The sequence below is a fragment of the Serratia sp. CY40230 genome, from assembly GCF_052168835.1.
Lineage (GTDB): Bacteria > Pseudomonadota > Gammaproteobacteria > Enterobacterales > Enterobacteriaceae > Serratia > Serratia nematodiphila.
In genome coordinates this window covers 313,013-339,980 of the sequence record NZ_JBJNLX010000001.1, presented here as the reverse complement: position 1 = coordinate 339,980, position 26,968 = coordinate 313,013, and the positions used below count along the sequence as shown (strand labels likewise).

Here is a 26,968-nt window from a genome sequence, read left to right as displayed (position 1 = left end):
AATATTCGTCAGTGACAATCTACCCTGAAAGCAGAGAACACCGTTTACCGAGAGGATGACGCGATGCGGCAAATCAAGATCGGACTGGCGTTGGGAGCGGGCTCGGCTAAAGGCTGGGCGCACATCGGCGTGATCAATGCGTTAAAGAAGCTGGGGATTGAGGTCGATATCGTTGCCGGCTGCTCTGTCGGCGCGTTGGTGGGCGCCGCGTTCGCCAGCCATCGCCTGCCGGCGATGGAGCAGTGGGTGCGATCGTTCAGCTATTGGGACGTGATTCGCCTGATGGATTTTTCCTGGCAGCGCGGCGGCCTGTTGCGCGGCGAGCGGGTGTTTAACGCCGTTGGACAGCTGCTGAAGATCAATGATATCGCCGATTGTGCGTTGAAGTTCGGTGCCGTGACGACCAATCTCAGCACCGGGCGTGAGCTGTGGCTGACCGAAGGCGATATTCATCAGGCGATACGCGCCTCCTGCAGCATGCCCGGCCTGTTGGCGCCGGTATGGGCCGACGGCTATTGGCTGGTGGATGGCGCGGTGGTCAATCCGGTGCCGGTGTCGCTTTGCCGCGCCATGGGTGCCGATATCGTCATTGCGGTCGATCTGCAGCATGACGCGCACCTGATGCAGCAGGATCTGTTCTCGATACGTATCGAGGAAGAAAGCCCGGACGATGCGCCTGCGGCTACCTGGCGCGGGCGTCTGCGGGAACGCGTCGGCAGAATGCGCAAGCGCAAACCGGCGACGGCGCCGACGGCGATGGAGATTATGAGCACATCGATTCAAATGCTGGAGAATCGCCTGAAGCGCAACCGGATGGCGAGCGATCCGCCGGATGTCTTGATCCAGCCTTTTTGCCCGCAAATCTCAACGCTGGATTTCCATCGCGCCGATGAAGCGATCGAGGCGGGGTTGCTGGCGGTTGAAAAACAACTGGATCGGTTGTTGCCGTTGATAAAAAATAGATAATTCTCGGTTCTTGGTTGGCAATGCGCAGTTGGTCTGTTTCAGACGAGCATAAGTGACCTTTTTGAGCCACTATTACACTATGGAAAGGGACGAGGCTCGGCTGATGGCATTACCACTCACTCACAAGCGCATCTTGATCGTTGAGGACGAACAGGTTTTTCGTTCCGTGCTGGTCGGTTATCTGACCTCGCTGGGCGCTGAAACCGGCGAGGCGACCAACGGTTTACAGGCGCTGAGTGCCGTCGATGACTTCAAGCCGGATCTGATTCTGTGCGATCTCGCGATGCCGGAAATGGGCGGTATCGAATTCGTTGAACACCTGCGTTTGCAGGGGCTGCAGATCCCGGTGCTGGTGATCTCGGCCACCGACAAGATGGCGGACATCGCCAAGGTGCTGCGGTTGGGCGTGCAGGATGTGCTGCTCAAGCCGCTGACCGATCTCAATCGCCTGCGTGAAGCGGTGCTGGCGTGCTTATACCCCAATATGTTCACCTCCCAGGCGATTGAAGAGGTTGAACTGTTTCAGGATTGGGATGCGTTGAGCAAAAATCCTTCCGAAGCCGTCAAACTGCTTAAGCAACTGCAGCCGCCGGTACAGCAGACCATTGCGCATTGCCGGATCAACTATCGGCAGTTAACCACCGGCGAAAATCCTGGCCTGGTGCTGGATATCGCCGCCTTGTCAGAAAAGGATCTGGCATTCTATTGTCTGGACGTCACGCGCGCCGGCGATAATGGCGTATTGGCTGCACTGCTGTTGCGCGCATTATTTAATGGGCTGCTGCAGGACCATCTGGCTAATCAACAGCATCGTTTGCCGCAAATGTCGGCATTGTTAAAGCAGGTTAATCAATTATTGCGGCAGGGGAAATTAGACGGTCAATTCCCTCTGTTGTTGGGATATTATCACGCCGAAAATAAAAACCTGATTCTGGTTTCCGCCGGGCTGCATGCCAACGTCAATACCGGTGACAATCAAATCCAGCTGAGCAACGGCGTGCCACTGGGGACGCTGGGGGCAACCTACATGAATCAGATCAGCCAGCGTTGTACCGCCTGGCAATGTCAGGTATGGGGCAGCGGTGGCCGATTGCGACTGATGCTCAGCGCTGAATAGCAGGCAGCGATCGGCGCGATCTTAAGCTATTTACTTATCTGTAATTAAACCGTTTATTTATTCTCCGGATTATCCGAACGGGTAATAGTCCTAAATGTTTTCTATTTGTGTTCTGGTTAATGCTCGGCGCGCATAAGCTGGTATACTCCGAAGGTTTTTTTATATCGAGCCCAAGCTCATAAAATGAGCGCTTTAGCTTTAAGAGAGGAAATAATGCCTGCTGTAAATCGCAAAGTCAGAAAAGCCGTGATCCCGGTTGCAGGCTTGGGTACGCGGATGTTGCCGGCCACCAAAGCCATTCCGAAAGAAATGCTGCCGCTGGTTGATAAACCTCTGATCCAATACGTCGTCAATGAGTGCATTGCGGCGGGGATTAACGAGATTGTGCTGGTCACCCACTCCTCCAAGAACTCGATCGAAAACCATTTTGATACCAGTTTCGAACTCGAAGCGATGCTGGAAAAACGCGTCAAGCGCCAATTGCTGGACGAAGTGCAGTCGATCTGCCCGAAAGGCGTTACCGTGATGCAGGTTCGTCAGGGTAATGCCAAAGGCCTGGGGCACGCGATTATGTGTGCCTACCCGATGGTGGGCGATGAACCGGTCGCGGTGGTGCTTCCGGACGTGATCCTCGACGAATACAGCGCCGATCCGCAAAAAGACAACCTGCACGAAATGCTGCAGCGCTTCGAAACCACCGGCGTCAGCCAGATCATGGTTGAACCCGTGCCGCATAAGGATGTCGGAAACTACGGCGTAGCCGACTGTAAGGGCGTTGATTTGCAACCGGGCGAGAGCGCGCCGATGGTCAGCGTGGTTGAGAAACCGTCACCGGATAAAGCCCCTTCCAACCTGGCGATTGTCGGTCGTTATGTGTTGTCCGCCGATATTTGGCCGCTGTTGGCGAAAACGCCTCCAGGCGCCGGCGATGAAATTCAGCTGACTGACAGCATCGAAATGCTGATGCAGCAGGAAACGGTGGAAGCGTATCACCTGAAAGGCGTGAGCCATGACTGCGGTAACAAACTGGGTTACATGCAGGCCTTTGTGGAGTACGGCATGCGTCATGCCAGCCTGGGCAAAGAGTTTTCTCAGTGGCTGCAACAGGTTGTTGCCGCTGACAAGAAGTAATTTGATCTTTCGTCTTAATTTGAAAAACTAGGATTTTCACATGAAAGTAACAGTTTTTGGTATTGGTTATGTGGGGCTGGTACAGGCCGCCGTGCTGGCTGAAGTTGGCCATGACGTTATGTGCATCGATGTTGACGAACGAAAAGTCGAGAACCTGAAAAAAGGGAATATCCCGATTTTTGAACCGGGCCTGACGCCGCTGGTACAGCAAAACTATGAGGCCGGCCGTCTGCATTTCACCACCGATGCCAAAGCGGGCGTGGCGCACGGGAATATCCAGTTTATCGCCGTCGGTACGCCGCCGGATGAGGACGGTTCCGCCGATCTGAAATATGTCACCGCAGTGGCGCGCACCATCGCCGAGCACATGACCGATCGCAAAGTGGTGATCGACAAATCTACCGTGCCGGTCGGTACGGCGGACAAAGTGCGTCAGGTGATGGCGGAAACGCTGGCAAAACGCGGCAGCAACGTGCCGTTCGACGTGGTGTCCAACCCTGAATTCCTGAAGGAAGGCGCTGCGGTGGCTGACTGCATGCGCCCTGAGCGCATCGTGATCGGCACCGATAATAAAGAGGTGATCGAACCTATTCGCGAGCTGTACGAGCCGTTTAACCGCAATCACGATCGTATGATCATGATGGATATCCGCAGCGCGGAGCTGACCAAATATGCCGCCAACTGCATGCTGGCGACCAAAATCAGCTTTATGAACGAAATGTCCAACCTGGCGGAAATGTTGGGCGCGGACATCGAGAAAGTGCGTCAGGGCATCGGTTCCGATTCACGCATCGGTTATCACTTCATCTATCCTGGCTGTGGCTACGGTGGTTCTTGCTTCCCGAAAGATGTTCAGGCGCTGATCCGCACGGCGGAGCAGATCGGTTACCAACCGAAGCTGTTGCAGGCGGTAGAGCAGGTCAACTACCAACAAAAAGACAAGCTGAACAGCTTTATCAAAGACTATTTCGGCAGCGATTTGAAGGGCAAAACCTTCGCACTGTGGGGTCTGGCGTTCAAGCCGAATACCGATGACATGCGTGAAGCGTCCAGCCGTGTGCTGATGGAGCAGCTGTGGGCTGCCGGCGCCACCGTTCAGGCCTACGATCCGGAAGCGATGAACGAAGTTCAGCGCATCTATGGCCAGCGCGACGACTTGAAGCTGATGGGTACCAAAGAGGCTGCGTTGCACGGCGCCGATGCTCTGGTGATCTGCACCGAATGGCAGAATTTCCGCGCGCCGGACTTTGATGTGATCAAGGGCGCGTTGAAGCAGCCGGTGATCTTCGATGGACGTAACCTGTACGATCCTGAGCGTTTGGCGAATCGCGGCTTTACCTACTATGCGATTGGCCGCGGTGCCTCGATTAAACCGGTTATTTAAGGAGTGGGCATGAAATTCCTGGTTACAGGCGCCGCAGGGTTTATTGGTTATCACGTTGCAGAGCGTTTGTTGACCGCCGGGCATCAGGTTGTCGGCATCGATAACCTGAATGACTATTATGACGTGGGCCTGAAAATGGCCCGTCTGGACAGACTGGCGGATAAGCCGGGATTCCGCTTCATCAAGTTGGATTTGGCCGATCGTGAAGGCATGGCGACATTGTTCGCCGAGCATCAGTTCCAACGAGTCATTCATTTGGGTGCCCAAGCCGGCGTGCGTTATTCGCTGGTCAACCCGTTGGCTTATGCGGACGCTAACCTGATCGGTCATTTGAACGTTCTGGAAGGCTGCCGTCATAATAAGGTCGAGCATTTACTTTACGCCTCCTCCAGCTCTGTTTATGGCCTCAATCGCAAGTTGCCGTTTGCTACCGAAGATTCGGTCGACCACCCTGTGTCACTGTATGCGGCAACCAAAAAAGCCAATGAGCTGATGTCACACAGTTACGCTCATTTATACGGTCTCCCGACGACGGGGCTACGCTTCTTTACCGTATATGGTCCCTGGGGGCGTCCGGATATGGCGCTGTTCAAGTTTACCAAGGCCATATTGGCGGGGGAGAGTATCGATGTATATAACCACGGTGAAATGCACCGTGACTTTACTTACATTGATGATATCACCGAGGCGATTGTGCGGCTGCAGGCGGTTATTCCGCAGGCAGATCCGTCATGGACCGTTGAACAGGGATCGCCGGCGACCAGTTCCGCGCCGTATCATGTTTATAATATCGGCAATAACACCCCCGTTAAACTGATGGAATATATCACGGCGTTGGAGCAGGCTTTGGGGCTAACTGCCCGCAAGAATATGCTGCCAATGCAGCCTGGCGACGTGATGGATACCAGCGCGGATACCGCGGAGCTTTATCGTGACATTGGTTTTAAGCCGGAAACCAGCGTTGAAGAGGGTGTGAAGCGCTTTGTTGATTGGTATAAGGCATTCTACCAGGTTCAATAATTGAACGAGGGTATATGCGACAAAGGGGCCTTAGGGCCCTTTTTTATCGCTGGAACCTCATGCAAGGAACAAAATGCGAATTAGGATATTTACTAAAAGGAAAGGGATGAGGCAGGATCGCGGCGATAAGCTTTAAAATGAAAAGGCCCCCCGCAGGGAGCCTTTCAGATACGGGCTGAATCGCTATTACAGCAGGAAATCGTCCAGAGATTTACCTTGCTCTTCGATAGCTTTCTTAATCACCGCTGGAGTACGGCCTTGGCCGGTCCAGGTTTTCAATTCGCCGTTTTCGTCTTTATATTGGTATTTAGCAGGACGTGCTGCGCGTTTTGCTTTACCGGCAGCCTTGTTGGCGGCCATGGTTTGCAGCAGTTCATTCGGATCGATACCGTCAGCAATCAGCATTTCGCGGTATTGCTGCAGTTTACGGGTGCGTTCTTCGATTTCTGCTTGAGCCTGGCTGTCTTCTTCGCGACGTTCGTTCACAACAACTTCCAGTTTCTCGAGCATTTCTTCCAGCGTTTCCAGTGTGCATTCTCTTGCCTGGGCGCGCAGAGTGCGGATGTTGTTCAAAATCTTTAATGCTTCGCTCATTGTCCTAGTCTCAAATTATATTGGTGGGGGGCGTCTCGATAATAATAGAGCGCTATTTTCTTTTCTGCAATAGCCAAATTGACTTGAATACTCAAATTTACCTTTTAAAAAACCGTTAATCGGATCTGTCCGACTAATATAGGAAGGGCTGTTAACTATTACCCTTGTCGCACTTAAGTCAAAATTTCAGCAGGCATGCTTTAAAAGGCGCGTGTCGCAAGGCTTTCATCGATAAGTTATCGCCGTAATTTATATCAATATTACAATGGGTTCTGTGGGCTTAATCACGTCATGGCAAGGCAGACATTGTAAACAATAGGGGTATATAGGTAAAGATTGCGTCAGGAAACCTCGGGGACAGCGGAGGTGATTAAATGCCCTGTATTGGCCCCGTGTATAATAGACTGGCGCGCCGTTGCGGTTGCGGCACCCGCCGCGGCGAAAGGGTGATTATGCATTAATGGGCAAATGATCGCGGTTAACCATTAGCAAGAATTAATAGTGATGACAGGCATACATTATCCTGTAAATAGCTGTAAAAAGAACGGGCCGACAGAACGATATGTTTCGCTTGAAAGCGCATTATTACGGCGAACGCAATATTCGTTCGCTTTGGGCTGAGCCTGGGGGCGGCTTATGGTACACTTACCGTCCTAATCGACATTTGAATATTTCTTATACCATCGGAGTTGCGGGGCCATGGCTCAACTTTATTTTTATTACTCTGCGATGAATGCCGGCAAGTCCACCGCGCTGCTACAGTCTTCATATAACTATCAAGAACGTGGTATGCGCACGCTGGTGTTCACTGCGGAGATCGATCACCGCTTTGGCGTAGGTAAGGTCAGCTCGCGCATCGGTTTATCCTCGCAGGCCCAACTCTATAACAACGACTCGATGCTGTACGCCATGATTCAGCAAGAGCATCAACAGCAGCCGGTGCATTGTGTACTGCTGGATGAAAGCCAGTTCCTGACCAAGGCGCAGGTTGAGCAATTGTGCGATGTGGTGGACCAACTGGACATTCCCGTATTGTGCTACGGCCTGCGTACCGATTTTCTCGGTGAGCTGTTTACCGGCAGCCAATATTTGCTGGCCTGGGCCGATAAGCTGGTGGAATTGAAAACCATCTGTCACTGTGGGCGCAAAGCCAATATGGTGTTGCGGTTGGATGAAAACGGCCAGGCGATGCACGCCGGTGAGCAGGTGGTGATTGGCGGTAACGAGAGCTATGTCTCCGTCTGCCGCAAGCATTATAAAGAGGCGATTCACTCCCAGGAGTAGGGGAGAAAACGCCGCCAAAGCCCGCTGAGGCGTTTTGGCGGCGTGAGTCGAAATGCAGCGCCTCCGGCGCAATAAAAAACCCGCCGTTTGGCGGGTTTTTTTATCGGTTCACGAAACCGTTATTTCTTGGGCTTCTTTACCGCGGCTTTGGCTGCAGCCGGAGCTGCCGCTTCCTCTTCGACTGCTTCGTTGAATTCGCGGCCGTAGAAGGTATCCAGCATGATTTGCTTCAGTTCGGCAATCAGCGGATAGCGCGGGTTGGCGCCGGTGCATTGGTCGTCGAACGCGTCTTCCGACAGCTTGTCGACTTTCGCCAGGAAGTCCGCCTCCTGCACACCCGCCTCACGGATGGAGGTTGGGATGCCCAGCTCGGTTTTCAGCTCGTCCAGCCAGGCCAGCAGTTTCTCAATCTTCTGCGCGGTGCGGTCGCCCGGTGCGCTCAGGCCGAGGTGGTCGGCGATTTCAGCGTAGCGGCGGCGCGCCTGAGGGCGGTCGTACTGGCTGAAGGCCGTCTGCTTGGTCGGGTTGTCGTTCGCGTTGTAGCGAATGACGTTGGAAATCAGCATCGCGTTGGCCAGGCCGTGCGGAATGTGGAACTCCGAACCCAGTTTGTGCGCCATGGAGTGACAAACCCCGAGGAAGGCGTTGGCGAAAGCGATACCGGCGATGGTGGCGGCGTTGTGCACGCGTTCACGGGCAACCGGGTTTTTCGCGCCTTCTTTGTAGCTGGCCGGCAGATACTCTTTCAACAGTTTCAGCGCCTGCAGCGCCTGGCCGTCGGAGTATTCGTTCGCCAGCACCGAGACGTAGGCTTCCAGCGCGTGGGTCACCGCATCCAGGCCACCGAAGGCGCACAGGGATTTCGGCATGTTCATCACCAGGTTGGCGTCGACAATCGCCATGTCCGGGGTCAGCGCATAGTCGGCCAGCGGGTATTTCTGCCCGGTGGCGTCGTCGGTCACGACCGCGAACGGCGTGACTTCTGAACCGGTGCCTGAGGTTGTGGTGATGGCGATCATTTTCGCTTTCACGCCCATTTTCGGGAATTTGTAGATACGCTTGCGGATGTCCATGAAGCGCAGCGCCAGATCCTCGAAGTGGGTTTCAGGATGTTCGTACAGCACCCACATGATTTTCGCGGCGTCCATCGGCGAACCGCCGCCCAGCGCGATGATGACGTCCGGTTTGAAGGAGTTCATCTGCTCGGCGCCTTTGCGCACGATGCTCAGCGTCGGATCGGCTTCCACTTCGAAGAACACTTCGGTTTCGATGCCGTGAGACTTCAGAACCTTGGTGATCTGGTCAGCATAGCCGTTGTTGAACAGGAAACGGTCGGTCACGATGAAGGCGCGTTTCGCCCCGTCGGTCGCCACTTCTTCCAGCGCGATAGGCAGCGAGCCACGGCGGAAGTAGATCGATTTCGGAAGTTTGTGCCACAACATGTTTTCTGCTCGCTTCGCTACAGTTTTCTTGTTGATCAGGTGTTTAGGTCCGACGTTTTCAGAGATGGAGTTGCCACCCCAGGAACCGCAACCCAGCGTCAGCGAAGGCGCGAGTTTGAAGTTATACAGGTCGCCGATACCGCCCTGAGAAGCCGGGGTGTTGATCAGGATGCGAGCCGTTTTCATTTTATCGCCGAAGTAGGCGATGCGAGCCGTTTGGTTATCCTGGTCGGTGTACAGGCAGGAGGTGTGGCCGATACCACCCATGGCGACCAGTTTTTCGGCTTTGGCGACGGCGTCTTCGAAGTCTTTGGCACGGTACATCGCCAGGGTAGGCGACAGTTTTTCATGTGCGAAAGGTTCGGACTCGTCGACCAGCTTCACTTCACCGATCAGCACTTTGGTGTTGGCCGGCACTTTGATGCCTGCCATTTCGGCGATTTTCGGTGCTGACTGCCCGACGATGGCCGCATTCAGACCGCCGTTTTTCAGGATGATGTCCTGCACCGCTTTCAGTTCTTTACCCTGCAGCAGATAGCCGCCGTGGGAAGCGAAGCGTTCGCGTACCGCATCATAGATAGCGTCAACGACGATGACCGACTGTTCGGAAGCGCAGATAACGCCGCTGTCGAAGGTTTTGGACATCAGGATTGAGGCGACCACGCGCTTGATGTCTGCGGTTTCGTCTACCACGACCGGCGTATTACCGGCGCCGACGCCGATGGCCGGTTTGCCGGAGCTGTAGGCGGCTTTCACCATACCCGGGCCACCGGTGGCCAGGATCAGGTTGATGTCAGGGTGGTGCATCAGCTGGTTGGACAGCTCGACGGTAGGTTGGTCGATCCAACCGATGATGTCTTTTGGCGCGCCGGCGGCGATAGCGGCTTGCAGCACGATATCGGCGGCTTTATTGGTGGCATTCTTCGCACGCGGGTGCGGCGAGAAGATGATGCCGTTACGGGTTTTCAGGCTGATCAGCGCTTTGAAGATCGCGGTAGAAGTTGGGTTGGTGGTAGGGACGATACCGCAAATCAGGCCGATAGGTTCGGCGATGGTGATGGTACCGAAAGTGTCATCTTCAGACAGGATGCCACAGGTTTTTTCATCTTTATAGGCGTTGTAGATGTACTCGGAAGCGAAGTGGTTTTTGATCACTTTGTCTTCGACGATACCCATTCCGGATTCTTCCACGGCCATTTTGGCCAACGGGATACGGGCATCAGCAGCGGCGAGGGCGGCAGCGCGGAAGATTTTATCCACTTGCTCTTGAGTGAAGTTGGCATATTCGCGCTGGGCTTTTTTGACACGTGCGACAAGCTCGTTCAGTTCAGCGACATTCGTTACAGCCATAATGCTCTCCTGATAATGTTAAACTCTTTCAGTAAATAAGCCGTGCGAGCCACTAGTATAGTCATAACGGGAATAAACGGTGATTCGAATACCGGGGGTTTCCCGCGTTATTTCTTCGCATGCTGCTGATTTGCTTAAAGAGCTTTACCCTGCGCCAACCGGAGGGGCAGGCAGTGAAGAGAACGGAACCGGCTGGATTGCCACCGACTTTGTTCTACTCCCTGACTACGACTAAGAGCTTACCCACTGTTGGGTAGTTGATTTGTGATCTAAATCATGAAAAGTGCAAGCTGACACCTTTCAGCTTGACGGTGTTGAGAGTGGTTATCAATAACTGTGATCGATGACTCTTTTTTCAACATAAAAAATCAAAAGGCCATACATCACTTTAACAAAGGGCATTTGTTTTGTTGCCTAACTTGCTGGCAGTCAAAAATGCTGCTCTGGCCGGATGGATTACCCGCGGCAATTCCATTACATTAGCGCACATAGGCAGCACACCTTTTTATAGCACTTAACGCGGAGCCATCTGTGGGCCAATCTCTGTTGGATCTTTCCGGCTTTATCAAGTTCTTTGTCGGTCTGTTTGCACTGGTCAACCCGGTGGGCATCTTGCCGGTGTTTATCAGCATGACCAGCTACCAGGCGGAAGCAGGGCGCAATAAAACCAACCTGACCGCCAACCTGTCGGTCGCCATTATTCTGTGGACATCGCTGTTCCTGGGCGAAGGGATCTTGCGGATGTTCGGCATCTCCATCGATTCGTTCCGCATCGCCGGCGGTATTCTGGTGGTGACCATCGCCATGTCGATGATCAGCGGCAAGCTGGGAGAAGACAAACAGAACAAACAGGAAAAATCGGAGAGCGCGATCCGCGAGAGCATCGGCGTGGTGCCGTTAGCACTGCCGCTGATGGCGGGGCCGGGGGCGATCAGTTCCACCATCGTGTGGAGTTCCCGTTATCACAACTGGCAAAGCCTGCTCGGCTTTACGGTCGCGATCGCCTTGTTCGCCTTTTGCTGTTGGTTGTTGTTCCGCGCCGCGCCGCTGTTGGTGCGTTTGCTTGGGCAGACCGGCATCAACGTGATCACCCGTATCATGGGTCTGTTGCTGATGGCGCTCGGGATCGAGTTTATCGTTACCGGCATTAAGGCGATATTCCCCGGCCTGTTGTAATACCCTTTGTTTAGCCGCGCACCTTTCGCCTTGGCGCGGCTAAAATTAATTTTAAAGTTTAAATTATTTATTGGTTCGCATTATTATAGTGCACAGGATGAATAAAATTTATGCGGTTGCACTCTTATGTTGCATAAATCTCATGTTGCTGTGCAAAAAAAACGCTAAGCGTTATTTCAGACACTTTTCTTCCCCCATTTCCGCGCGTTTTGCCCCCGCTCAACGGTAAAGCTGTTGTTAAATTAATCACATCATTCTGTGGGGCTTGTCTCACTTTCATCCAGGTGTTATTAGTGATTAACCGACCATAGGCAGGTGTTTGTTCTTTGAATGCCCGGATTGTTAACTGAATGTTTCTTTGTGCGGTAATGAGATTGCGTTGATGGTTTCAAATGAAATGATTTCGTCTTTTTTTTCTTTAAAATCATAGCGATGATTTTGTTTCTCCGCGTCCTCGATCTTGGGGGCCGGATCGGGCTTCGTGCGATAAAAGAGAATTGCTTAACATTTTCGTAAAATTTATTGGCTATGGAATTTGGCTTCTGCTAATTTCCGAGCAACTTTCCCGTGGTCAATTAACTGAAATGCGCCATAAAAACGGGAATGATTTTTGCTGGTATCCGTTTATTTAGAATTCTTATAAACACTTCACAAACTTCGATAAGCGATGCTTGTCGGTGAAAAGGAGCCTCGATTATGCAGCAAACCCTGAAGTGCACTTCTTTGACCTTGTTGATTAGCGGCGCGCTGAGCGTCGGCGCCATAAATAGCAGTTTGGCGGCGGAAGTGCCGGCCGGCGTTCAGTTGGCGCAGCAGCAGAATATTGTGATCAACAACGGCAGCGAAGTGGCTTCATTGGATCCGCATAAGGTCGAGGGCGTACCGGAAAGCAATATCATTCTTAACCTGCTGGAAGGGCTGGTGAGCACCGACGCCAACGGGCATGTGGTACCGGCGGCGGCGGCGAGCTGGGAAAACCAGAATTATCAGCAATGGACCTTCCACCTGCGCCCCGGCGCGGTGTGGAGCGACGGCAGCCCGGTGACCGCGCAAGACTTCGTCTACAGCTGGCAGCGCCTGGCCGATCCGAAAATCGCCTCGCCCTATGCCAGCTACCTGCAGTACACCAAAGTCGACAATATCGACGATATCCTGACCGGTAAGAAGCCTCCACAGGCCCTCGGCGTCAAGGCGCTGGACGACCAGACGCTGCAGGTGACGCTGAGCGAACCGGTGCCGTATTTCATCAGCATGCTGAGCCACACGTCGCTCAAACCGGTGAAGCGCGCGGTAGTGGAGAAATTCGGCGACAAATGGACGCTGCCCGCCAACTATGTCGGCAACGGCGCTTACCGTCTGAAAGAGTGGGTGGTGAACGAGCGCATTGTGCTGGAGCGCAGCCCGAGCTACTGGAACAACAAGCAGACGGTGATCAATCAGGCGACCTTCCTGCCGATCGCTTCCGAAGTCAGCGACGTCAACCGTTTCCGCAGCGGCGAGATCGACATCACCAACAGCGCCATTCCGCCGTACCTGTACGTCAAAATGAAGCGTGAAGTGCCCGAGCAACTGCACGTTAACCCTTATCTGTGCACTTTCTATTACGAACTCAATAACCAGCGGGCGCCGTTCACCGATCCGCGGGTGCGTGCGGCGGTGAAGATGACGCTGGATCGCGACATCATCGCCAACAAGATCATGGGCCAGGGGCAGATCCCGGCCTACAGTTTCACGCCAACCTTCACCGAAGGCGCCAACTTCACGCAGCCCGCCTGGGCCGGCTGGAGCCAGGAACAGCGCAACGCCGAAGCCAAGAAACTGCTGGCGGAAGCGGGTTACAGCGACGCCAAGCCGCTGAAATTCTCGCTGCTGTACAACACCTCCGATCAAAACAAACAGCAGGCGATCGCCGCCGCGTCGATGTGGAAAAAGAATCTCGGCGCCGACGTCACGCTGCGCAATCAGGAGTGGAAGACCTCGCTGGAAAGCCGCCATCAGGGGCAATACGACGTGGCGCGCGCCACCTGGTGCGGGGATTACAACGAGCCCAGCGCGTTCCTGAACCTGGTGCTGTCCAACAGCAGCATCAATACCGTGTTTTATAAGAGCCCGGCGTTCGACGCCATCATGGCCGCCACCCTGAAGGCGCCGGATGAGGCCGCGCGCGCCGCGCTCTATCAGCAGGCAGAAGCGCAGCTGGACAAAGACTCCGCGTTGATCCCGGTGTATTACCGCGTCAGCGCGCGGTTGATTAAGCCGACGGTAGGCGGGTTCACCGGCAAAGATCCGCTGGACTATACCGACGTTAAAAATCTTTACATTATCAAGCAGTAAAGGGGTATTCCTCACGCCGAGGCGCTGGGGAATATAGGGAAGGCCGGCCGCCGCATTCGTTCCGCGGCGGCGGGAAAACAGAGTCCGCTTACGGGCAACGCAGGTTCCACGAAGAGCCTGTGATAATAAAAACTGGAGTCGATAAGTATGACCAACATCACGAAGAAAACCCTCATTGCCGCCGGCGTCATCGCCGCGCTCGGCATCACAGCAACCACCGGCGCGTTCGCCGCCGACGTTCCTGCGGGGGTGCAGCTGGCGGATAAGCAAGAAATCGTCAAAAACAACGGTTCCGAAGTGCAGTCGCTGGATCCGCATAAAATCGAGGGCGTGCCGGAAAACAACGTGACCCGCGATCTGATGGAAGGCCTGGCGAACAACAGCCCGGACGGTTCCATCGTGCCGGGCGTCGCGGAAAGCTGGGATAACAAGGATTTCAAAGTCTGGACCTTCCACCTGCGCAAAGACGCCAAATGGTCCAACGGCAAGCCGGTGACGGCGCAAGATTTCGTCTACAGCTGGCAGCGCGTAGTGGATCCGAAAACCGCGTCGCCTTACGCCAGCTACCTGCAGTACGCCCATGTGGAAAACGTCGATGACATCATCGCCGGTAAAAAAGACAAGTCGACGCTGGGCGTGAAGGCCATCGACGACCACACTTTCCAGGTGACCCTGAGCGAGCCGGTGCCTTATCTGGTTGAAATGACCCCGCACTACGCCATGAAGCCGGTTTATAAAGAGGCGGTGGAGAAATTCGGCGAGAAGTGGACGCTGCCGGCCAACTACGTCAGCAACGGCGCCTACAAACTGAAAGACTGGATTGTCAACGAACGCATCGTACTGGAACGCAACCCGGAATATTGGGATAACGCCAAAACCATCATCAATAAAGTGACGTTCCTGCCTATTTCGTCGGAAGTGACCGACGTTAACCGCTACCGCACCGGCGAAATCGACATGACTTATAACAACATGCCGATCGAACTGTTCCAGAAGCTGAAGAAAGAGATCCCGAAAGAGGTGCACGTCGATCCTTATCTGTGCACCTATTACTACGAAATCAACAACCAGAAGGCGCCGTTCACCGATGCGCGCGTGCGTGAAGCGCTGAAGCTGGGTATGGATCGCGACATCATCGTCAACAAGGTGAAAAACCAGGGCGATCTGCCGGCCTACAGCTTTACGCCGCCATACACCGACGGCGCCAAGCTGACCCCGCCGGAGTGGTTCGGCTGGACGCAGGAAAAACGCAACGAAGTGGCGAAGAAACTGCTGGCGGAAGCCGGCTACGGCCCGGGTAAACCGCTGACCTTCTCCCTGTTGTACAACACGTCAGACCTGCACAAGAAGCTGGCGATCGCCGCCGCCTCCATCTGGAAGAAAAATCTGGGCGTGGACGTGAAGCTGGTGAACCAGGAGTGGAAAACCTTCCTGGATACCCGCCATCAGGGCACCTATGACGTGGCGCGCGCCGGCTGGTGCGCCGACTACAACGAACCGAGTTCGTTCCTGAACATGATGCTGTCCGACAGCAGCAGTAACACCCCGCACTACAAAAGCGCCGAGTTCGATAAGCTGATGGCCAACGTGTTGACCGCGAAGAGCAAAGACGAGCGCGCCGATCTGTATCAGAAAGCGGAAGTTCAGCTGGATAAAGATTCCGCCATCGTTCCGCTGTATTACTACGTGAACGCCCGTCTGGTGAAACCTTACGTTGGTGGCTACACCGGCAAAGACCCGCTTGATAACGTGTACGACAAAAACCTGTACATCATCAAGCATTGATACGGTAAGAGCCGGCGGCCTGGCCGCCGGCCCATGTTGAGAATAATAAGCCGTTATCAGGCTGTCGCACAGGGTTAGGGCAATGCTTAAATTTATACTTCGTCGCTTGTTGGAAGCGATCCCGACACTATTTATCCTTATCACCATCTCATTCTTCATGATGCGCCTGGCGCCCGGCAGTCCATTTACCGGGGAACGCGCATTGCCGCCGGAAGTCATGGCGAATATCGAAGCCAAATATCATTTGAACGACCCGATCTGGAAACAGTACGGTCATTATCTGGCGCAGCTTGCGCAGGGAGACTTCGGCCCGTCCTTTAAATACAAGGATTATTCGGTCAACGATTTGGTGGCCAGCTCTTTCCCGGTCTCCGCCAAACTCGGTCTGGCCGCGTTTCTGCTGGCGGTGGTGCTGGGCGTGAGCGCCGGTGTGATCGCCGCGCTGAACCAGAACACCAAATGGGACTATACGGTGATGGGGTTCGCCATGACCGGGGTGGTGATACCCAGTTTCGTGGTGGCGCCGCTGTTGGTGCTGATCTTCGCCATCACGTTGAAATGGCTGCCGGGCGGCGGCTGGAACGGCGGTGCGCCTAAGTTCATCATCTTGCCGATGGTGGCGTTGTCGCTGGCCTATATCGCCAGCATCGCCCGTATCACGCGCGGCTCGATGATTGAAGTGTTGCACTCCAACTTCATCCGCACCGCGCGCGCCAAAGGCTTGCCGATGCGTCGCATCATTTTCCGCCACGCGCTGAAGCCGGCGCTGTTGCCGGTGCTGTCCTACATGGGCCCGGCGTTCGTCGGGATCATCACCGGTTCAATGGTGATCGAAACCATCTACGGTCTGCCGGGGATCGGCCAGCTGTTCGTTAACGGCGCGCTGAACCGCGACTACTCCCTGGTGTTGAGCCTGACCATTCTGGTGGGCGCTCTGACCATTCTGTTCAACGCGATCGTCGATGTGCTGTATGCGGTCATCGATCCGAAAATCCGTTATTAATCTGGAGCACGCGAATGATGTTGACTAAAAAGAACAGCGAAGCTCTGGAACACTTCAGCGAGAAGCTGGAAGTGGAAGGGCGCAGCCTGTGGCAAGACGCGCGTCGGCGTTTTATGCATAACCGCGCGGCGGTCAGCAGCCTGTTCATACTGGCGCTGATCACACTGTTTGTGGTGCTGGCGCCGATGCTGTCGCAATTCGCCTACGACGATACCGATTGGGCGATGATGTCCGCCGCACCCAGCGTTGAATCGGGGCACTATTTCGGCACCGACTCCTCCGGGCGCGATCTGCTGGTGCGCGTGGCGATCGGCGGGCGCATCTCGCTGATGGTCGGCGTGGCGGCGGCGCTGGTGGCGGTGATCGTCGGCACCCTGTACGGCGCGATGTCCGGCTATCTGGGCGGCAAGATCGACTCGGTGATGATGCGCCTGCTGGAGATCCTCAACTCCTTCCCGTTCATGTTCTTCGTGATCCTGCTGGTGACCTTCTTCGGCCAGAATATCCTGCTGATCTTCGTGGCGATCGGCATGGTGTCGTGGTTGGACATGGCGCGTATCGTGCGCGGCCAAACCCTCGGTCTGAAGCGCAAGGAGTTCATCGAAGCGGCGCTGGTGTGCGGCGTCTCCACGCGCAACATCGTGCTACGGCATATCGTGCCGAACGTGCTCGGCGTGGTGGTGGTGTATGCCTCGTTGCTGGTGCCGAGCATGATCCTGTTCGAATCCTTCCTCAGCTTCCTGGGGCTGGGTACGCAGGAGCCGCTGAGCAGCTGGGGCGCATTGCTCAGCGACGGCGCCAACTCAATGGAAGTTTCACCGTGGTTGCTGCTGTTCCCGGCGGGTTTCCTGGTTGTCACTCTGTTCTGTTTCAACTTCATCGGCGATGGCCTGCGTGACGCCCTCGACCCGAAAGATCGTTAAGGAGTGCCACCATGAGCACCATTGAACATCCTGAGCTGCAAACCGCCGTCGGCGTTAAAGCGTCGCCGCTGCTGGACGTGAAAGACCTGCGCGTCACGTTTTCCACCCCGGACGGCGACGTGACGGCGGTGAACGATCTGAACTTCGATCTGCGCGCCGGTGAAACGCTGGGCATCGTCGGCGAATCCGGCTCCGGCAAATCGCAGACCGCGTTCGCCCTGATGGGGTTGCTGGCCAGCAATGGCCGCATCGGCGGCTCGGCCAAATTCAACGGCCGCGAAATCCTCAACCTGCCGGAAAACCAGCTCAACAAGCTGCGGGCCGAAGAGATCTCGATGATCTTCCAGGACCCGATGACCTCGCTCAACCCGTATATGCGCGTTGGCGAACAGCTGATGGAAGTGCTGATGCTGCATAAGAAAATGAGCAAAAGCGAAGCCTTCGAAGAGTCGGTGCGCATGCTCGACGCGGTGAAAATGCCGGAAGCGCGCAAGCGCATGCGCATGTATCCGCATGAGTTTTCCGGCGGCATGCGCCAGCGCGTGATGATCGCCATGGCGCTGCTGTGCCGGCCGAAGCTGCTGATCGCCGACGAGCCGACTACCGCGCTGGACGTGACCGTCCAGGCGCAGATCATGACGCTGCTCAACGAGCTCAAGCGCGAGTTCAACACCGCCATCATCATGATCACCCACGATCTGGGCGTGGTGGCCGGCATCTGCAACAAGGTGCTGGTGATGTACGCCGGCCGCACCATGGAATACGGCAGCGCGCGCGAGGTGTTCTACCAGCCGAGCCACCCGTACTCCATCGGGTTGTTGAACGCGGTGCCGCGCCTCGACGCCGAAGGCGAAGCGTTGCTGACCATTCCCGGCAACCCGCCGAACCTGCTGCGGCTGCCGAAAGGTTGCCCGTTCCAGCCGCGCTGCCCGTACGCCATGGAACAGTGCGCGAGCGCTCCGCCATTGGAGCAATTTGGGGAAGGGCGCCTGCGCGCCTGCTTTAAACCGGTGGAGGCGTTGGTATGACAGCGGTAACCGACAAGAAAGTGCTGCTCGAAGTGGCCGATCTGAAAGTGCACTTCGACATTCATGACGACAAGCAGTGGTTCTGGCAGCCGCCGAAAACCCTGAAGGCGGTCGATGGCGTTACGCTGCGGCTGTTCGAGGGGGAAACCCTGGGCGTGGTCGGCGAATCCGGCTGCGGCAAATCCACCTTCGCGCGCGCCATCATCGGCCTGGTGAAGGCCACCAGCGGGCGCGTCGCCTGGCTGGGTAAAGATCTGCTGGGCATGAACGACGCCGACTGGCGCAAAACCCGCAGCGATATCCAGATGATCTTCCAGGATCCGCTGGCTTCGCTCAATCCGCGCATGACCATCGGCGAAATCATCGCCGAGCCGCTGCGCACTTACTACCCGAAAATGCCGCGTCAGGAAGTGAAGGACAAGGTCAAGGCGATGATGCTGAAGGTCGGCCTGCTGCCTAACCTGATCAACCGTTATCCGCACGAGTTCTCCGGCGGCCAATGCCAGCGCATCGGCATCGCGCGCGCGCTGATCCTCGAACCGAAGCTGGTGATCTGCGACGAGCCGGTTTCCGCGTTGGACGTGTCGATTCAGGCGCAGGTGGTAAACCTGTTGCAGCAGCTGCAGCGCGAAATGGGGCTGTCATTGATCTTTATCGCCCACGATTTGGCGGTGGTGAAGCACATTTCCGATCGCGTGCTGGTGATGTATCTGGGCCATGCGGTGGAGCTGGGCACCTATGACGAGGTGTACCACAATCCGCAGCACCCTTACACCAAGGCGCTGATGTCGGCGGTGCCTATTCCGGATCCGGACAAGGAGAAGGAAAAGCAGATCCAGCTGTTGGAAGGGGAGCTGCCTTCGCCGATCAACCCGCCGTCCGGCTGCGTGTTCCGCACCCGCTGCCCGATCGCCGGGCCGGAGTGCGCCAAGACGCGTCCGCTGCTGGAGGGCAGTTTCCGTCATGCGGTTTCATGTCTGAAGGTCGATCCGCTGTAATGCGCCGCTAGCCGGCAACAAAAAGCCCCGCTGACTCAGCGGGGCTTTTTTTATCCGAAATATGAGCGGCGAATCACTCTTTCCACAGGATGTGGCACAGCTTGTGGTCTTTCTCGCGGCAGATCAGCACGCGGGCGAACACGTCGTTGATCGGCTCGCCGTCGCTGTCCGCCAGACCGATCACCACTTCGGCGAAGAAGTCCGGATTCAGGTCGTAATCCACGTGCTCGCTCCAGTCTTCGGAGGGGTCGTACAGTTCTGCGCCGCCGCGCTCTTCAAACTGCAGATTGAACAGCAGAATATCCGCCGGATCCAGATTGTCGCCGGCCAATTCGAGGAAGATGTCGTAGGCCTGTTCCAGCGTTTCGTCTTCGGTAAGGCGGTTATTCAAATCCATAAAAAAATCCTGATAACAAATGATTTGGCGCTATTAAAGCACGCTCGCCGCGGCTTTTACAGCAACGGGCTGAAAAAGTAGAACAGGCGCTCGACCAGGCGATGCCAGAATGGCCGCTTCAACCACTCTTTGGCGTTCAGCAGCTTGGAGCGGGCGATGTAATCTTCCTGCACGCAGGCCAGATCGCTGCCGAAGCCGTCGTCATCGATCACCAGGGTGATCTCGAAGTTGAGCCACAGGCTGCGCATATCGAGATTGACGGTGCCGACCAGGCTGAGCTGGCCGTCGACCAGCACGCTCTTGGTGTGCAACAGACCGCCTTCGAACTGATAGATTTTCACGCCGGCTTCCAGCAGCTCGGAGAAGAACGCCCGGCTGGCCCAGCGCACCATCATCGAATCGTTGTCGCGCGGCACGATGATGCTGACCTCAACGCCGCGCAGAGCGGCGGTGCAGATGGCGTGCAGCAGATCGTCGCTCGGCACGAAGTACGGCGTGGTCATGATCAGCTGTTCGCGCGCGGAATAAACCGCGGTCAGCAGCGCCTGGTGGATCATCTCCTCGGGGAAGCCGGGGCCGGAGGCGATCACCTGAATGGTATGGCCGCTTTCCTGCTCGAACGGCATGATGTTGACGTCCGGCGGCGGCGGCAGAATGCGCTTGCCGGTTTCAATCTCCCAGTCGCAGGCATAGACGATGCCCATCGTAGTGGCCACCGGGCCTTCCATGCGCGCCATCAGATCGATCCATTGGCCGACGCCCGCATCCTGCTTGAAATAGCGCGGGTCGACCATGTTCATGCTGCCGGTATAGGCGATGTAGTTGTCGATCAGCACCACCTTGCGGTGCTGGCGCAGATCCATGCGGCGCAGGAATACGCGCAGCAGGTTGACCTTCAGCGCTTCGACCACTTCGATGCCTGCGTTGCGCATCATCGCCGGGTAGGGGCTGCGGAAAAATGGCAGGCTGCCGGCGGAGTCCAGCATCAGGCGGCAGTGTACGCCGCGCCGCGCGGCGGCCATCAGCGATTCGGCCACCTGATCGACCAGGCCGCCGGGCTGCCAGATATAGAACACCATTTCGATGTTGTGGCGCGCCAGCTCGATGTCGCGGATCAGCGCTTTCAACGTGTCGTCGGTAGTGGTGAGCAGCTGCAGCTGGTTGCCCTTGACGCCGTCGATGCCCTGGCGGCGGTTGCACAGCTGGAACAGCGGTTCGGCGACTTCACTGTATTCGGTGGCGAAGATGCGGCGGCTCTCTTTCAATTCTTTCAGCCAGCGCGCGGTCGACGGCCACATGGCCTTGGCGCGCTCGGCACGGCGCTTGCCCAGGTGCAGTTCGCCGAACGATAAATAGGCGACGATGCCGAACAGCGGCAGAATATAGATAACCAGCAGCCAGGCCATGGCAGAGGGAACCGCACGGCGTTTCATCAAAATGCGCATTGTCACGCCGGCGATCAGCAGCCAGTAGCCGAACACCATGAGCCAACTGATTACGGTATAAAATGTTGTCATAAAGGCGAAAAATCCCGTTCGCAAACCACCAATGATGAGTGTACGCACAGATCGGGCAAGGCGAAACCTTTTATCGGCGCTTATGTTACATAAATATGATGAAGTTAAGGCACTTGCCGAAATTGAAAGAGCGGCTTTTGCCCGCGTGGCGTCCGCTGTGCCGCCGATAACGGCGGCTTGGATCGCGGGCGGAAAGGGCTATAATGCCCGCGGTTGGCATTAGACGAACGAGTGACGGAATTATGAGACGCAGTAGAAATGAAGTGGGCCGCTGGCGCATGTTGCGGCAGAGCCAACGTCGGCGGCATCGCTGGCTGGAACGCCAGTCGTGCAGCAATCGCCATATTATCCGAGTGCGGCGCCGCCTGGACGATCAGCATCGGCGCGCGCTGCTGTTTGCGGTATCCTGCGAGTGGTAAAACGAAAACAGTCCCGTAAGGGACTGTTTTGTTATGGCGTCTGAGTTATTTGCCCAAATAGGCGTTGAGCATCCAGACCTGTTTTTCCTGCTCTTTGATGTAATCGCTCATCAGCGACGCGGTGCCTTCGTCGCCGGCGTCTGCCGCCACCGTCAGCAGCTCACGCTGCTGTTGCAGCAAGATTGAATACCCTTCCAACAGGCCGCGCAGCGTACCCTTATCATCGGTCACGTTGGTGTGTTCCTTGATGTCGGCGGTTTTCAGATAATCGCTGAAAGCGTGACGCGGTTGCGAGCCTAACGTCAGAATACGTTCCGCCAGCTCATCCACCTTGGTCAGCAGATCGTTATATGTCTCTTCGAATTTCGCGTGCAGTTCAAAGAACTGCGGGCCGGTAATGTTCCAATGATAGCCGCGCACGTTCATATACAGCACCTGATAGTTTGCCAACAGCGCATTGAGCGCTTCGGCGAGTTTTGCCGATTGTTTACTGTCAAGGCCGATATGGGTTTTCGCTGCTTTCTTTGCCGTTGCCATAATAATCTTCTCCTGATTATTTGTTCCGATAGTAGACAGAATCAATTTCCATAGCTGTTACAGTAACCGGATTTATCGCAGGGTTAAATACGATAACAGGCATTATTGCCATCGCTCAAACCGATGACGATAAATCCGTCGAGCAAATTGCCGAATCAGTTTACGCAGGTTCCGCAGGCGAAAAAAGCCGCTTTTCTCGGTTACTTGCGCAGCGCCAGTTTTACCACACCTGCGCCCAGCGCCATTAACAGCGCGGCGGCGATCAATACCGAAATAAAGGCGCGATCAAAGGCCAGACGCGCCAGCAGCGTCAACTGCTGCGCGCGATCGGCCGCCATTCCGGCCGCCAGGCGCAACGCTTCGTCGATGCTGTCGTAGGCTAAATCGCTGACCGGCAGCTCCGCCGGCAGCGCCAGAGTGTGGCTGTAAACCGCCGTCATCAGCCCGCCGAGCAACGTCACGCCCAGCACGCCGCCCAGCTCGTAGGAGACGTCTTCGATGGACGCCGCCATGCCGGATTTCTCCTCCGGCGCGTTCAGCATGATGGCGGTGGAAGCGGCGGTGATCACGCCGCCGAGGCCAAAGCCCACCAGCGCCAGGCTCACCAGCTGCGGCGCTATGCCGCTCTGAGACAGCAGGGCGAGGGCGGCAATGCCGAAGGCGGTCAGGGCGAAACCGCCGAGGATGATGCTGCGTTCGCCGTAGCGCGGCAGCAGCAAACCGGCCATCGGCCCCGCCAACGCCGAGGCCAGCGGGATCGGCAAGATGAACAGCGCCGCCTGCAGCGGACTGAGGCCAAGCACCAGTTGCAAGCGTTGGCTGAGCACCAGCTCGACGCCGATCAGCGCCACCATCGACAGCAATGCCACGCCGATGCCGCCGGCGAACAGCCGGTTGCGGAACAGAGAGAAATCGATCATCGGGTGGGCGCTGCGCTGCTGACGACGCACGAACAGCACCAGGAACAACACGCCGATCGCAGCCGCCGCGAGCAAGGCGCTGACGTCAGGCGCCGGCTTGCTCAATTCTTTCAGCGCATAGATAGCGCCGACCAGGCCTATCATGATCTGTATCGAGCCGACGATGTCGGCGGGGCGCGGGTTATCGCCGCCGCAGCGCGGGATCAGTTTCCATGCCAACGGCCAGACCAGCAACACCACCGGCACATTGATCAGGAACACCGAGCCCCACCAGAAATACTCCAACAGCAGGCCGCCGACCACCGGGCCGATGGCCGCGCCGCCGGAGGCCACCGACGCCCAGATGCCGATCGCCAGCGCCCGTTCGCGTTCATCGGTAAAGACGTGGCGTACGATGGACAGCGTGGCGGGCATCATCATTGCCGCGCCAACGGCGAGGAATACCCGCGCGGCGATCAGCCACTCGGCGGTAGGCGAGAAAGCGGCGCACAGCGACGCGACGGCAAACACCGGCAGCCCGGCGAGAAACAGCCGTTTATGGCCGATGCGATCGCTCAGCATGCCGGCGCCAGGCAACAGACCGGCCACCACCAACGGGTAGGCGTTGACGATCCAGAGTTTTTGCGAGGCGCTGGCGTCCAGCGCCTGGGTTAAACGCGGCAGAGCGGTATATAACACCGTCATATCGATGACGATCAGGAACAGGGCGCTGGCGACCATCGTCAGGATCAACCAGCGGTTCTTGGCGTACATAAGTCATAATCCAGTTAAAGTGGGCGGCGCGAAGGCGCCGCCATTCGGGTAACCCTCCGGCGATGCCGGGTGATATACTGGTAATAATATATATCCATACGTTCGTATTGAAAAGAAGGGTTTCTTAATGGGACGTCAACGCAGCATCGATCGCGACAAGGTTTTGGACATCGCCGAAGAGATCGTCGCCACTCAGGGGGCCGCCGGTTTGACCATCGACGCCGTCGCCAAAGCGATGGGGATCTCCAAGGGCGGGGTGCAGTACTGTTTCGGCAGCAAAGACGCCCTGATTGACGCCATGTTCGATCGCTGGGGCAGTGCCTACGAGACGCTGTTCGCCGCTATCGCCGGTGACGATCCTTCACCGCAGACCGGCGTGCGGGCGCATATGCTGGCGACGCAAAGCTCGGATCAGACCGCCAGCGCCAAGGCCGCCGGGCTGATGGCGACGCTGATTCAAACGCCGGAGCATCTGGCGAGCACGCGCGAATGGTATCGCAGCCGCATCGCCGGTTTGGATTTGACGACGGAAGAAGGCAAGCGCGCGCGCCTGGCGTTTCTCGCCACGGAAGGCGCCTTTATGCTGCGTTACTTTGGTTTGATGGATATCGATCAGGCGGAATGGGAAGCGATGTTCACCGATATGCAGGCGTTGATTTTAACTGAGGGTGCCTATCGCACTGATAGCTAGTAAAGCCCGCAGTGAAAGGCGTATGTTTATCGCACAAGATATTCCCTCGAAGAACTTTTTAGCCAGCCACTCCGTGCTGGCTTTTTTTTTGTTTGCAGGCAAGCGCCCCAGCGGGGCCCCCTGAAGGCAGGGGGCGGGGGAAATTATTTACGGGCGTCCAACAGCGACTGGGCGTTCTCTGCGGTAACGACGGTCCACGGAATGTAGTAATGCTTTTGCGTGCCGCCCTCCCATTTCAGATCCTTGGCGTATTGCTTCCAGATCTCCGACTGCGGTTGATAGCTTTCCCCTTTCACGGCGCGCAGCGCGACGTCGATGGAACCCTGCATCTGGCCTTTGGCATCTTGCAGAATAGAGACCATTTCACCGGCCTGCACCGCATGAATCGCGTCGGAGACGCCGTCAACGCCGGCAATCGCGAAGTCCTTCACATTCAGGCCGGCGCCTTTGATCGCCTCGATAGCGCCCAGCGCCATCTCGTCGTTTTGGCCAATCACGCCGTTGATTTTGCCCCGGTGTTTCTGCAGCCAGTTTTCCATCAGCGGCTGCGCTTCCGCGCGTGACCAGTTGGCCGTTTTACGTTCAAGCACGGTCACCTGGCCGACGCCGCACTCGGCAATCGCTTTATCATTGCCCTTGCCGCGCTGGATCTCGCCGCTGCCGCCTTTCGGGCCTTCGATAATCACCACGTTCACCTTTCGGTTCTTGCAGTCGAGTTTGTCCAGGACGGCTTTGGCTTCCAGATACCCGCCCAACTCGTCATTAGACACCACTTCAGACGTCATCGCGTCCGTGTTCAGGCGCGCGTTGGTGACCACCATCGGGATTTTGGCTTCGTTGGCATTAGTGACGATATCGATATTGGCCTCAAAATCCATCGGGTTGACGATAATGGCATCGGCGCGCGTCTGGATAGCGGTGGCGGCCTGATCGTTTTGCACCGAGGCATCATAACGCCCATCGTAGAAGGTCAGCACGGCTTCGCCGCTTTTCACCGCCGGGTGCTCCTTGCCGAACCTTTCCATCAATTGCACGAACTCGGCCTTGTTGCCGTACATCAATACCGCGATTTTAACCGGGGCGGCCTGAGCAGCCGACAGGCTACCGAGCATCATGGCAGAGGCAAACAACGCTATCTTGGTCTTATTCATGGTTTTCTCCTGGTAGAGTTGGGTCTGATGTTATTAATCGCGCTGTTGCTTACGCGATGGGTCGAGCAATACGGCAAGAACGATCAATGCGCCTTTGATAATTTGTTGGTAATACGATTGCACGCCGAGCAGATCGAGGCCGTTATTCATCACCCCGATAATCAGCACGCCGAAGAAGGTGCCGACCAGCGTACCGACGCCGCCGGCCATGCTGGTGCCACCGATCACCACCGCTGCGATGGCGTCCAGCTCATACCCTGCGCCGGCGTTGGTCTGCGCCGAACCGGTGCGTGCGGTGAGGATCAGGCCGGCGATGCCGGCCAGCGCGCCGCACAGCGTATACACCAGTATTTTGATGCGCGTGACGCTAATCCCCGAGGTGCGCGCGCTTTTCGGGTTGCCGCCGACGGCGTAGATGTAGCGCCCGAAGAGGGTTTTATTCAGCACCAGCCAGGCGAGGGCGAACAGCACGATGAAGATGATGACCGGCACCGGAACGCCGCCGACATAACCATTGCCCAACCAGCGGAAATCGCTGTTCAATTGCGAAACCGGATTGCCGTTGGTGGTCAACATGGTTAAACCGCGCGCCGCAGAGAGCATGCCCATGGTGACGATAAAGGGTTGCAGCCGGTAGCGAGCCAACACGGTGCCGTTCACCAGGCCGCAGACGATCCCGATGCCCAGCGCCACGATCAGCGGCGCCATGACGGCGGTCGCGGTGTCGCCGATAGCCAATCCGCTGTTGTTGGTGGCGAAGCGGGCGGCGACGATCCCGCTTAGCGCCAGCACCGAGCCCACGGAGAGATCGACGCCGGCCGTAATGATGACGAAGGTCATGCCGATCGCCAGAATGCCGTTGATCGAGACCTGGCGCAGGACGATCAGGGTGTTTTCATTGCTGAGAAAATAATTGCTGCTCCAGGCCCCCTGGGCGACCTGATATTCGCCAATCAGCGCCACGATCAGGCACAGCGCGAAGAAGGCGATGATAATGCCGTATTTGTGCATACGGCGCTTATTGCGGGTGAAAAATGAAATTCCTGGT

Annotated in this window: 23 protein-coding genes; 15 read left to right on the top strand and 8 right to left on the bottom strand. The window is 56.4% G+C overall.

Translation table 11 applies throughout. The features are described 5' to 3' along the window. Window positions 1-63 precede the first annotated feature (63 nt). From rssA to ACJ8IJ_RS01510, 5 genes are all read left to right on the top strand, one after another. Window positions 64-966, top strand: a complete 903-nt coding sequence (gene rssA, locus ACJ8IJ_RS01530; protein ID WP_015378095.1) for a patatin-like phospholipase RssA — start codon at window positions 64-66, stop codon at window positions 964-966. 103 nt (window positions 967-1,069) lie between these two features. Then, window positions 1,070-2,083 (top strand): two-component system response regulator RssB, encoded by a 1,014-nt coding sequence (gene rssB / locus ACJ8IJ_RS01525; RefSeq protein WP_004932178.1) that lies wholly within the window; start codon window positions 1,070-1,072, stop codon window positions 2,081-2,083. A 213-nt stretch (window positions 2,084-2,296) separates the two neighbouring features. Continuing rightward, complete coding sequence (gene galU / locus ACJ8IJ_RS01520; protein ID WP_234722273.1) at window positions 2,297-3,214, top strand: UTP--glucose-1-phosphate uridylyltransferase GalU; 918 nt, start codon at window positions 2,297-2,299, stop codon at window positions 3,212-3,214. A gap of 40 nt (window positions 3,215-3,254) precedes the next feature. Further along, window positions 3,255-4,598 carry a UDP-glucose dehydrogenase family protein gene (locus ACJ8IJ_RS01515; RefSeq protein ID WP_004932175.1) on the top strand — a complete coding sequence of 448 codons (1,344 nt, stop codon included), beginning with the start codon at window positions 3,255-3,257 and terminating at the stop codon, window positions 4,596-4,598. 9 nt (window positions 4,599-4,607) lie between these two features. Then, on the top strand, window positions 4,608-5,618 hold the full coding sequence (locus tag ACJ8IJ_RS01510) for an NAD-dependent epimerase (RefSeq protein ID WP_015378092.1): 1,011 nt from the start codon (window positions 4,608-4,610) through the stop codon (window positions 5,616-5,618). A 186-nt stretch (window positions 5,619-5,804) separates the two neighbouring features. On the opposite strand, the gene hns is transcribed toward ACJ8IJ_RS01510, so the two are convergent. Beyond that, complete coding sequence (gene hns / locus ACJ8IJ_RS01505; protein ID WP_004932170.1) at window positions 5,805-6,212, bottom strand: histone-like nucleoid-structuring protein H-NS; 408 nt, start codon at window positions 6,210-6,212, stop codon at window positions 5,805-5,807. A gap of 699 nt (window positions 6,213-6,911) precedes the next feature. On the opposite strand from hns, the gene ACJ8IJ_RS01500 reads away from it, so the two are divergent. Further along, a complete protein-coding gene (locus ACJ8IJ_RS01500; protein ID WP_154870282.1) occupies window positions 6,912-7,496 on the top strand; it encodes a thymidine kinase in 585 nt (194 codons plus the stop codon). 119 nt (window positions 7,497-7,615) lie between these two features. On the opposite strand, the gene adhE is transcribed toward ACJ8IJ_RS01500, so the two are convergent. After that, the gene (adhE, locus tag ACJ8IJ_RS01495) at window positions 7,616-10,288 is read right to left on the bottom strand and encodes a bifunctional acetaldehyde-CoA/alcohol dehydrogenase (protein ID WP_342578917.1); all 2,673 of its coding nucleotides are present in this window, start codon (window positions 10,286-10,288) and stop codon (window positions 7,616-7,618) included. 531 nt (window positions 10,289-10,819) lie between these two features. Between adhE and ACJ8IJ_RS01490 the strand changes: the two genes are divergently transcribed. The 7 genes from ACJ8IJ_RS01490 (at window position 10,820) to oppF (ending at window position 19,535) form a co-directional block, all read left to right on the top strand. Then, a complete protein-coding gene (locus ACJ8IJ_RS01490) occupies window positions 10,820-11,464 on the top strand; it encodes a YchE family NAAT transporter (RefSeq protein WP_015378089.1) in 645 nt (214 codons plus the stop codon). Between the two features lie 696 nt (window positions 11,465-12,160). Further along, window positions 12,161-13,798: an ABC transporter substrate-binding protein gene (locus ACJ8IJ_RS01485; RefSeq protein WP_049187818.1), complete on the top strand. Its 1,638-nt coding sequence runs from the start codon at window positions 12,161-12,163 to the stop codon at window positions 13,796-13,798. 147 nt (window positions 13,799-13,945) lie between these two features. Then, the gene (gene oppA, locus ACJ8IJ_RS01480) at window positions 13,946-15,583 is read left to right on the top strand and encodes an oligopeptide ABC transporter substrate-binding protein OppA (protein WP_004932153.1); all 1,638 of its coding nucleotides are present in this window, start codon (window positions 13,946-13,948) and stop codon (window positions 15,581-15,583) included. An 82-nt stretch (window positions 15,584-15,665) separates the two neighbouring features. Next, the gene (gene oppB, locus ACJ8IJ_RS01475) at window positions 15,666-16,586 is read left to right on the top strand and encodes an oligopeptide ABC transporter permease OppB (protein ID WP_004932150.1); all 921 of its coding nucleotides are present in this window, start codon (window positions 15,666-15,668) and stop codon (window positions 16,584-16,586) included. 14 nt (window positions 16,587-16,600) lie between these two features. After that, on the top strand, window positions 16,601-17,509 hold the full coding sequence (gene oppC / locus ACJ8IJ_RS01470; RefSeq protein ID WP_004932149.1) for an oligopeptide ABC transporter permease OppC: 909 nt from the start codon (window positions 16,601-16,603) through the stop codon (window positions 17,507-17,509). 11 nt (window positions 17,510-17,520) lie between these two features. Beyond that, window positions 17,521-18,537, top strand: a complete 1,017-nt coding sequence (locus tag ACJ8IJ_RS01465; RefSeq protein ID WP_044031106.1) for an ABC transporter ATP-binding protein — start codon at window positions 17,521-17,523, stop codon at window positions 18,535-18,537. Next, a complete protein-coding gene (gene oppF, locus ACJ8IJ_RS01460; protein ID WP_004932143.1) occupies window positions 18,534-19,535 on the top strand; it encodes a murein tripeptide/oligopeptide ABC transporter ATP binding protein OppF in 1,002 nt (333 codons plus the stop codon). The genes ACJ8IJ_RS01465 and oppF overlap by 4 nt, the downstream gene beginning before the upstream one ends. Before the next feature lie 73 nt (window positions 19,536-19,608). On the opposite strand, the gene ACJ8IJ_RS01455 is transcribed toward oppF, so the two are convergent. After that, window positions 19,609-19,932 (bottom strand): HI1450 family dsDNA-mimic protein, encoded by a 324-nt coding sequence (locus ACJ8IJ_RS01455; RefSeq protein WP_004932139.1) that lies wholly within the window; start codon window positions 19,930-19,932, stop codon window positions 19,609-19,611. 56 nt (window positions 19,933-19,988) lie between these two features. After that, complete coding sequence (gene cls / locus ACJ8IJ_RS01450; RefSeq protein WP_004932137.1) at window positions 19,989-21,449, bottom strand: cardiolipin synthase; 1,461 nt, start codon at window positions 21,447-21,449, stop codon at window positions 19,989-19,991. Window positions 21,450-21,691: 242 nt separating this feature from the next. Here cls and ACJ8IJ_RS01445 point away from each other — a divergent pair, with 242 nt between their 5' ends. After that, on the top strand, window positions 21,692-21,868 hold the full coding sequence (locus ACJ8IJ_RS01445; RefSeq protein ID WP_025159792.1) for a YciY family protein: 177 nt from the start codon (window positions 21,692-21,694) through the stop codon (window positions 21,866-21,868). A gap of 45 nt (window positions 21,869-21,913) precedes the next feature. Here the strand turns inward: ACJ8IJ_RS01445 and ACJ8IJ_RS01440 are convergent, their stop codons facing one another. Together ACJ8IJ_RS01440 and smfY are read right to left on the bottom strand one after the other, a co-directional pair. Continuing rightward, window positions 21,914-22,405: a Dps family protein gene (locus tag ACJ8IJ_RS01440; protein ID WP_004932132.1), complete on the bottom strand. Its 492-nt coding sequence runs from the start codon at window positions 22,403-22,405 to the stop codon at window positions 21,914-21,916. A 200-nt stretch (window positions 22,406-22,605) separates the two neighbouring features. Beyond that, a complete protein-coding gene (gene smfY, locus ACJ8IJ_RS01435) occupies window positions 22,606-24,078 on the bottom strand; it encodes a multidrug efflux MFS transporter SmfY (RefSeq protein ID WP_442518205.1) in 1,473 nt (490 codons plus the stop codon). Between the two features lie 127 nt (window positions 24,079-24,205). Between smfY and ACJ8IJ_RS01430 the strand changes: the two genes are divergently transcribed. Further along, window positions 24,206-24,769: a TetR/AcrR family transcriptional regulator gene (locus tag ACJ8IJ_RS01430; protein ID WP_265260782.1), complete on the top strand. Its 564-nt coding sequence runs from the start codon at window positions 24,206-24,208 to the stop codon at window positions 24,767-24,769. A 143-nt stretch (window positions 24,770-24,912) separates the two neighbouring features. Here the strand turns inward: ACJ8IJ_RS01430 and ACJ8IJ_RS01425 are convergent, their stop codons facing one another. Further along, the gene (locus ACJ8IJ_RS01425; protein ID WP_442518204.1) at window positions 24,913-25,920 is read right to left on the bottom strand and encodes a substrate-binding domain-containing protein; all 1,008 of its coding nucleotides are present in this window, start codon (window positions 25,918-25,920) and stop codon (window positions 24,913-24,915) included. Between the two features lie 33 nt (window positions 25,921-25,953). Continuing rightward, window positions 25,954-26,931: an ABC transporter permease gene (locus ACJ8IJ_RS01420; RefSeq protein ID WP_442518203.1), complete on the bottom strand. Its 978-nt coding sequence runs from the start codon at window positions 26,929-26,931 to the stop codon at window positions 25,954-25,956. Window positions 26,932-26,968 lie beyond the last annotated feature (37 nt).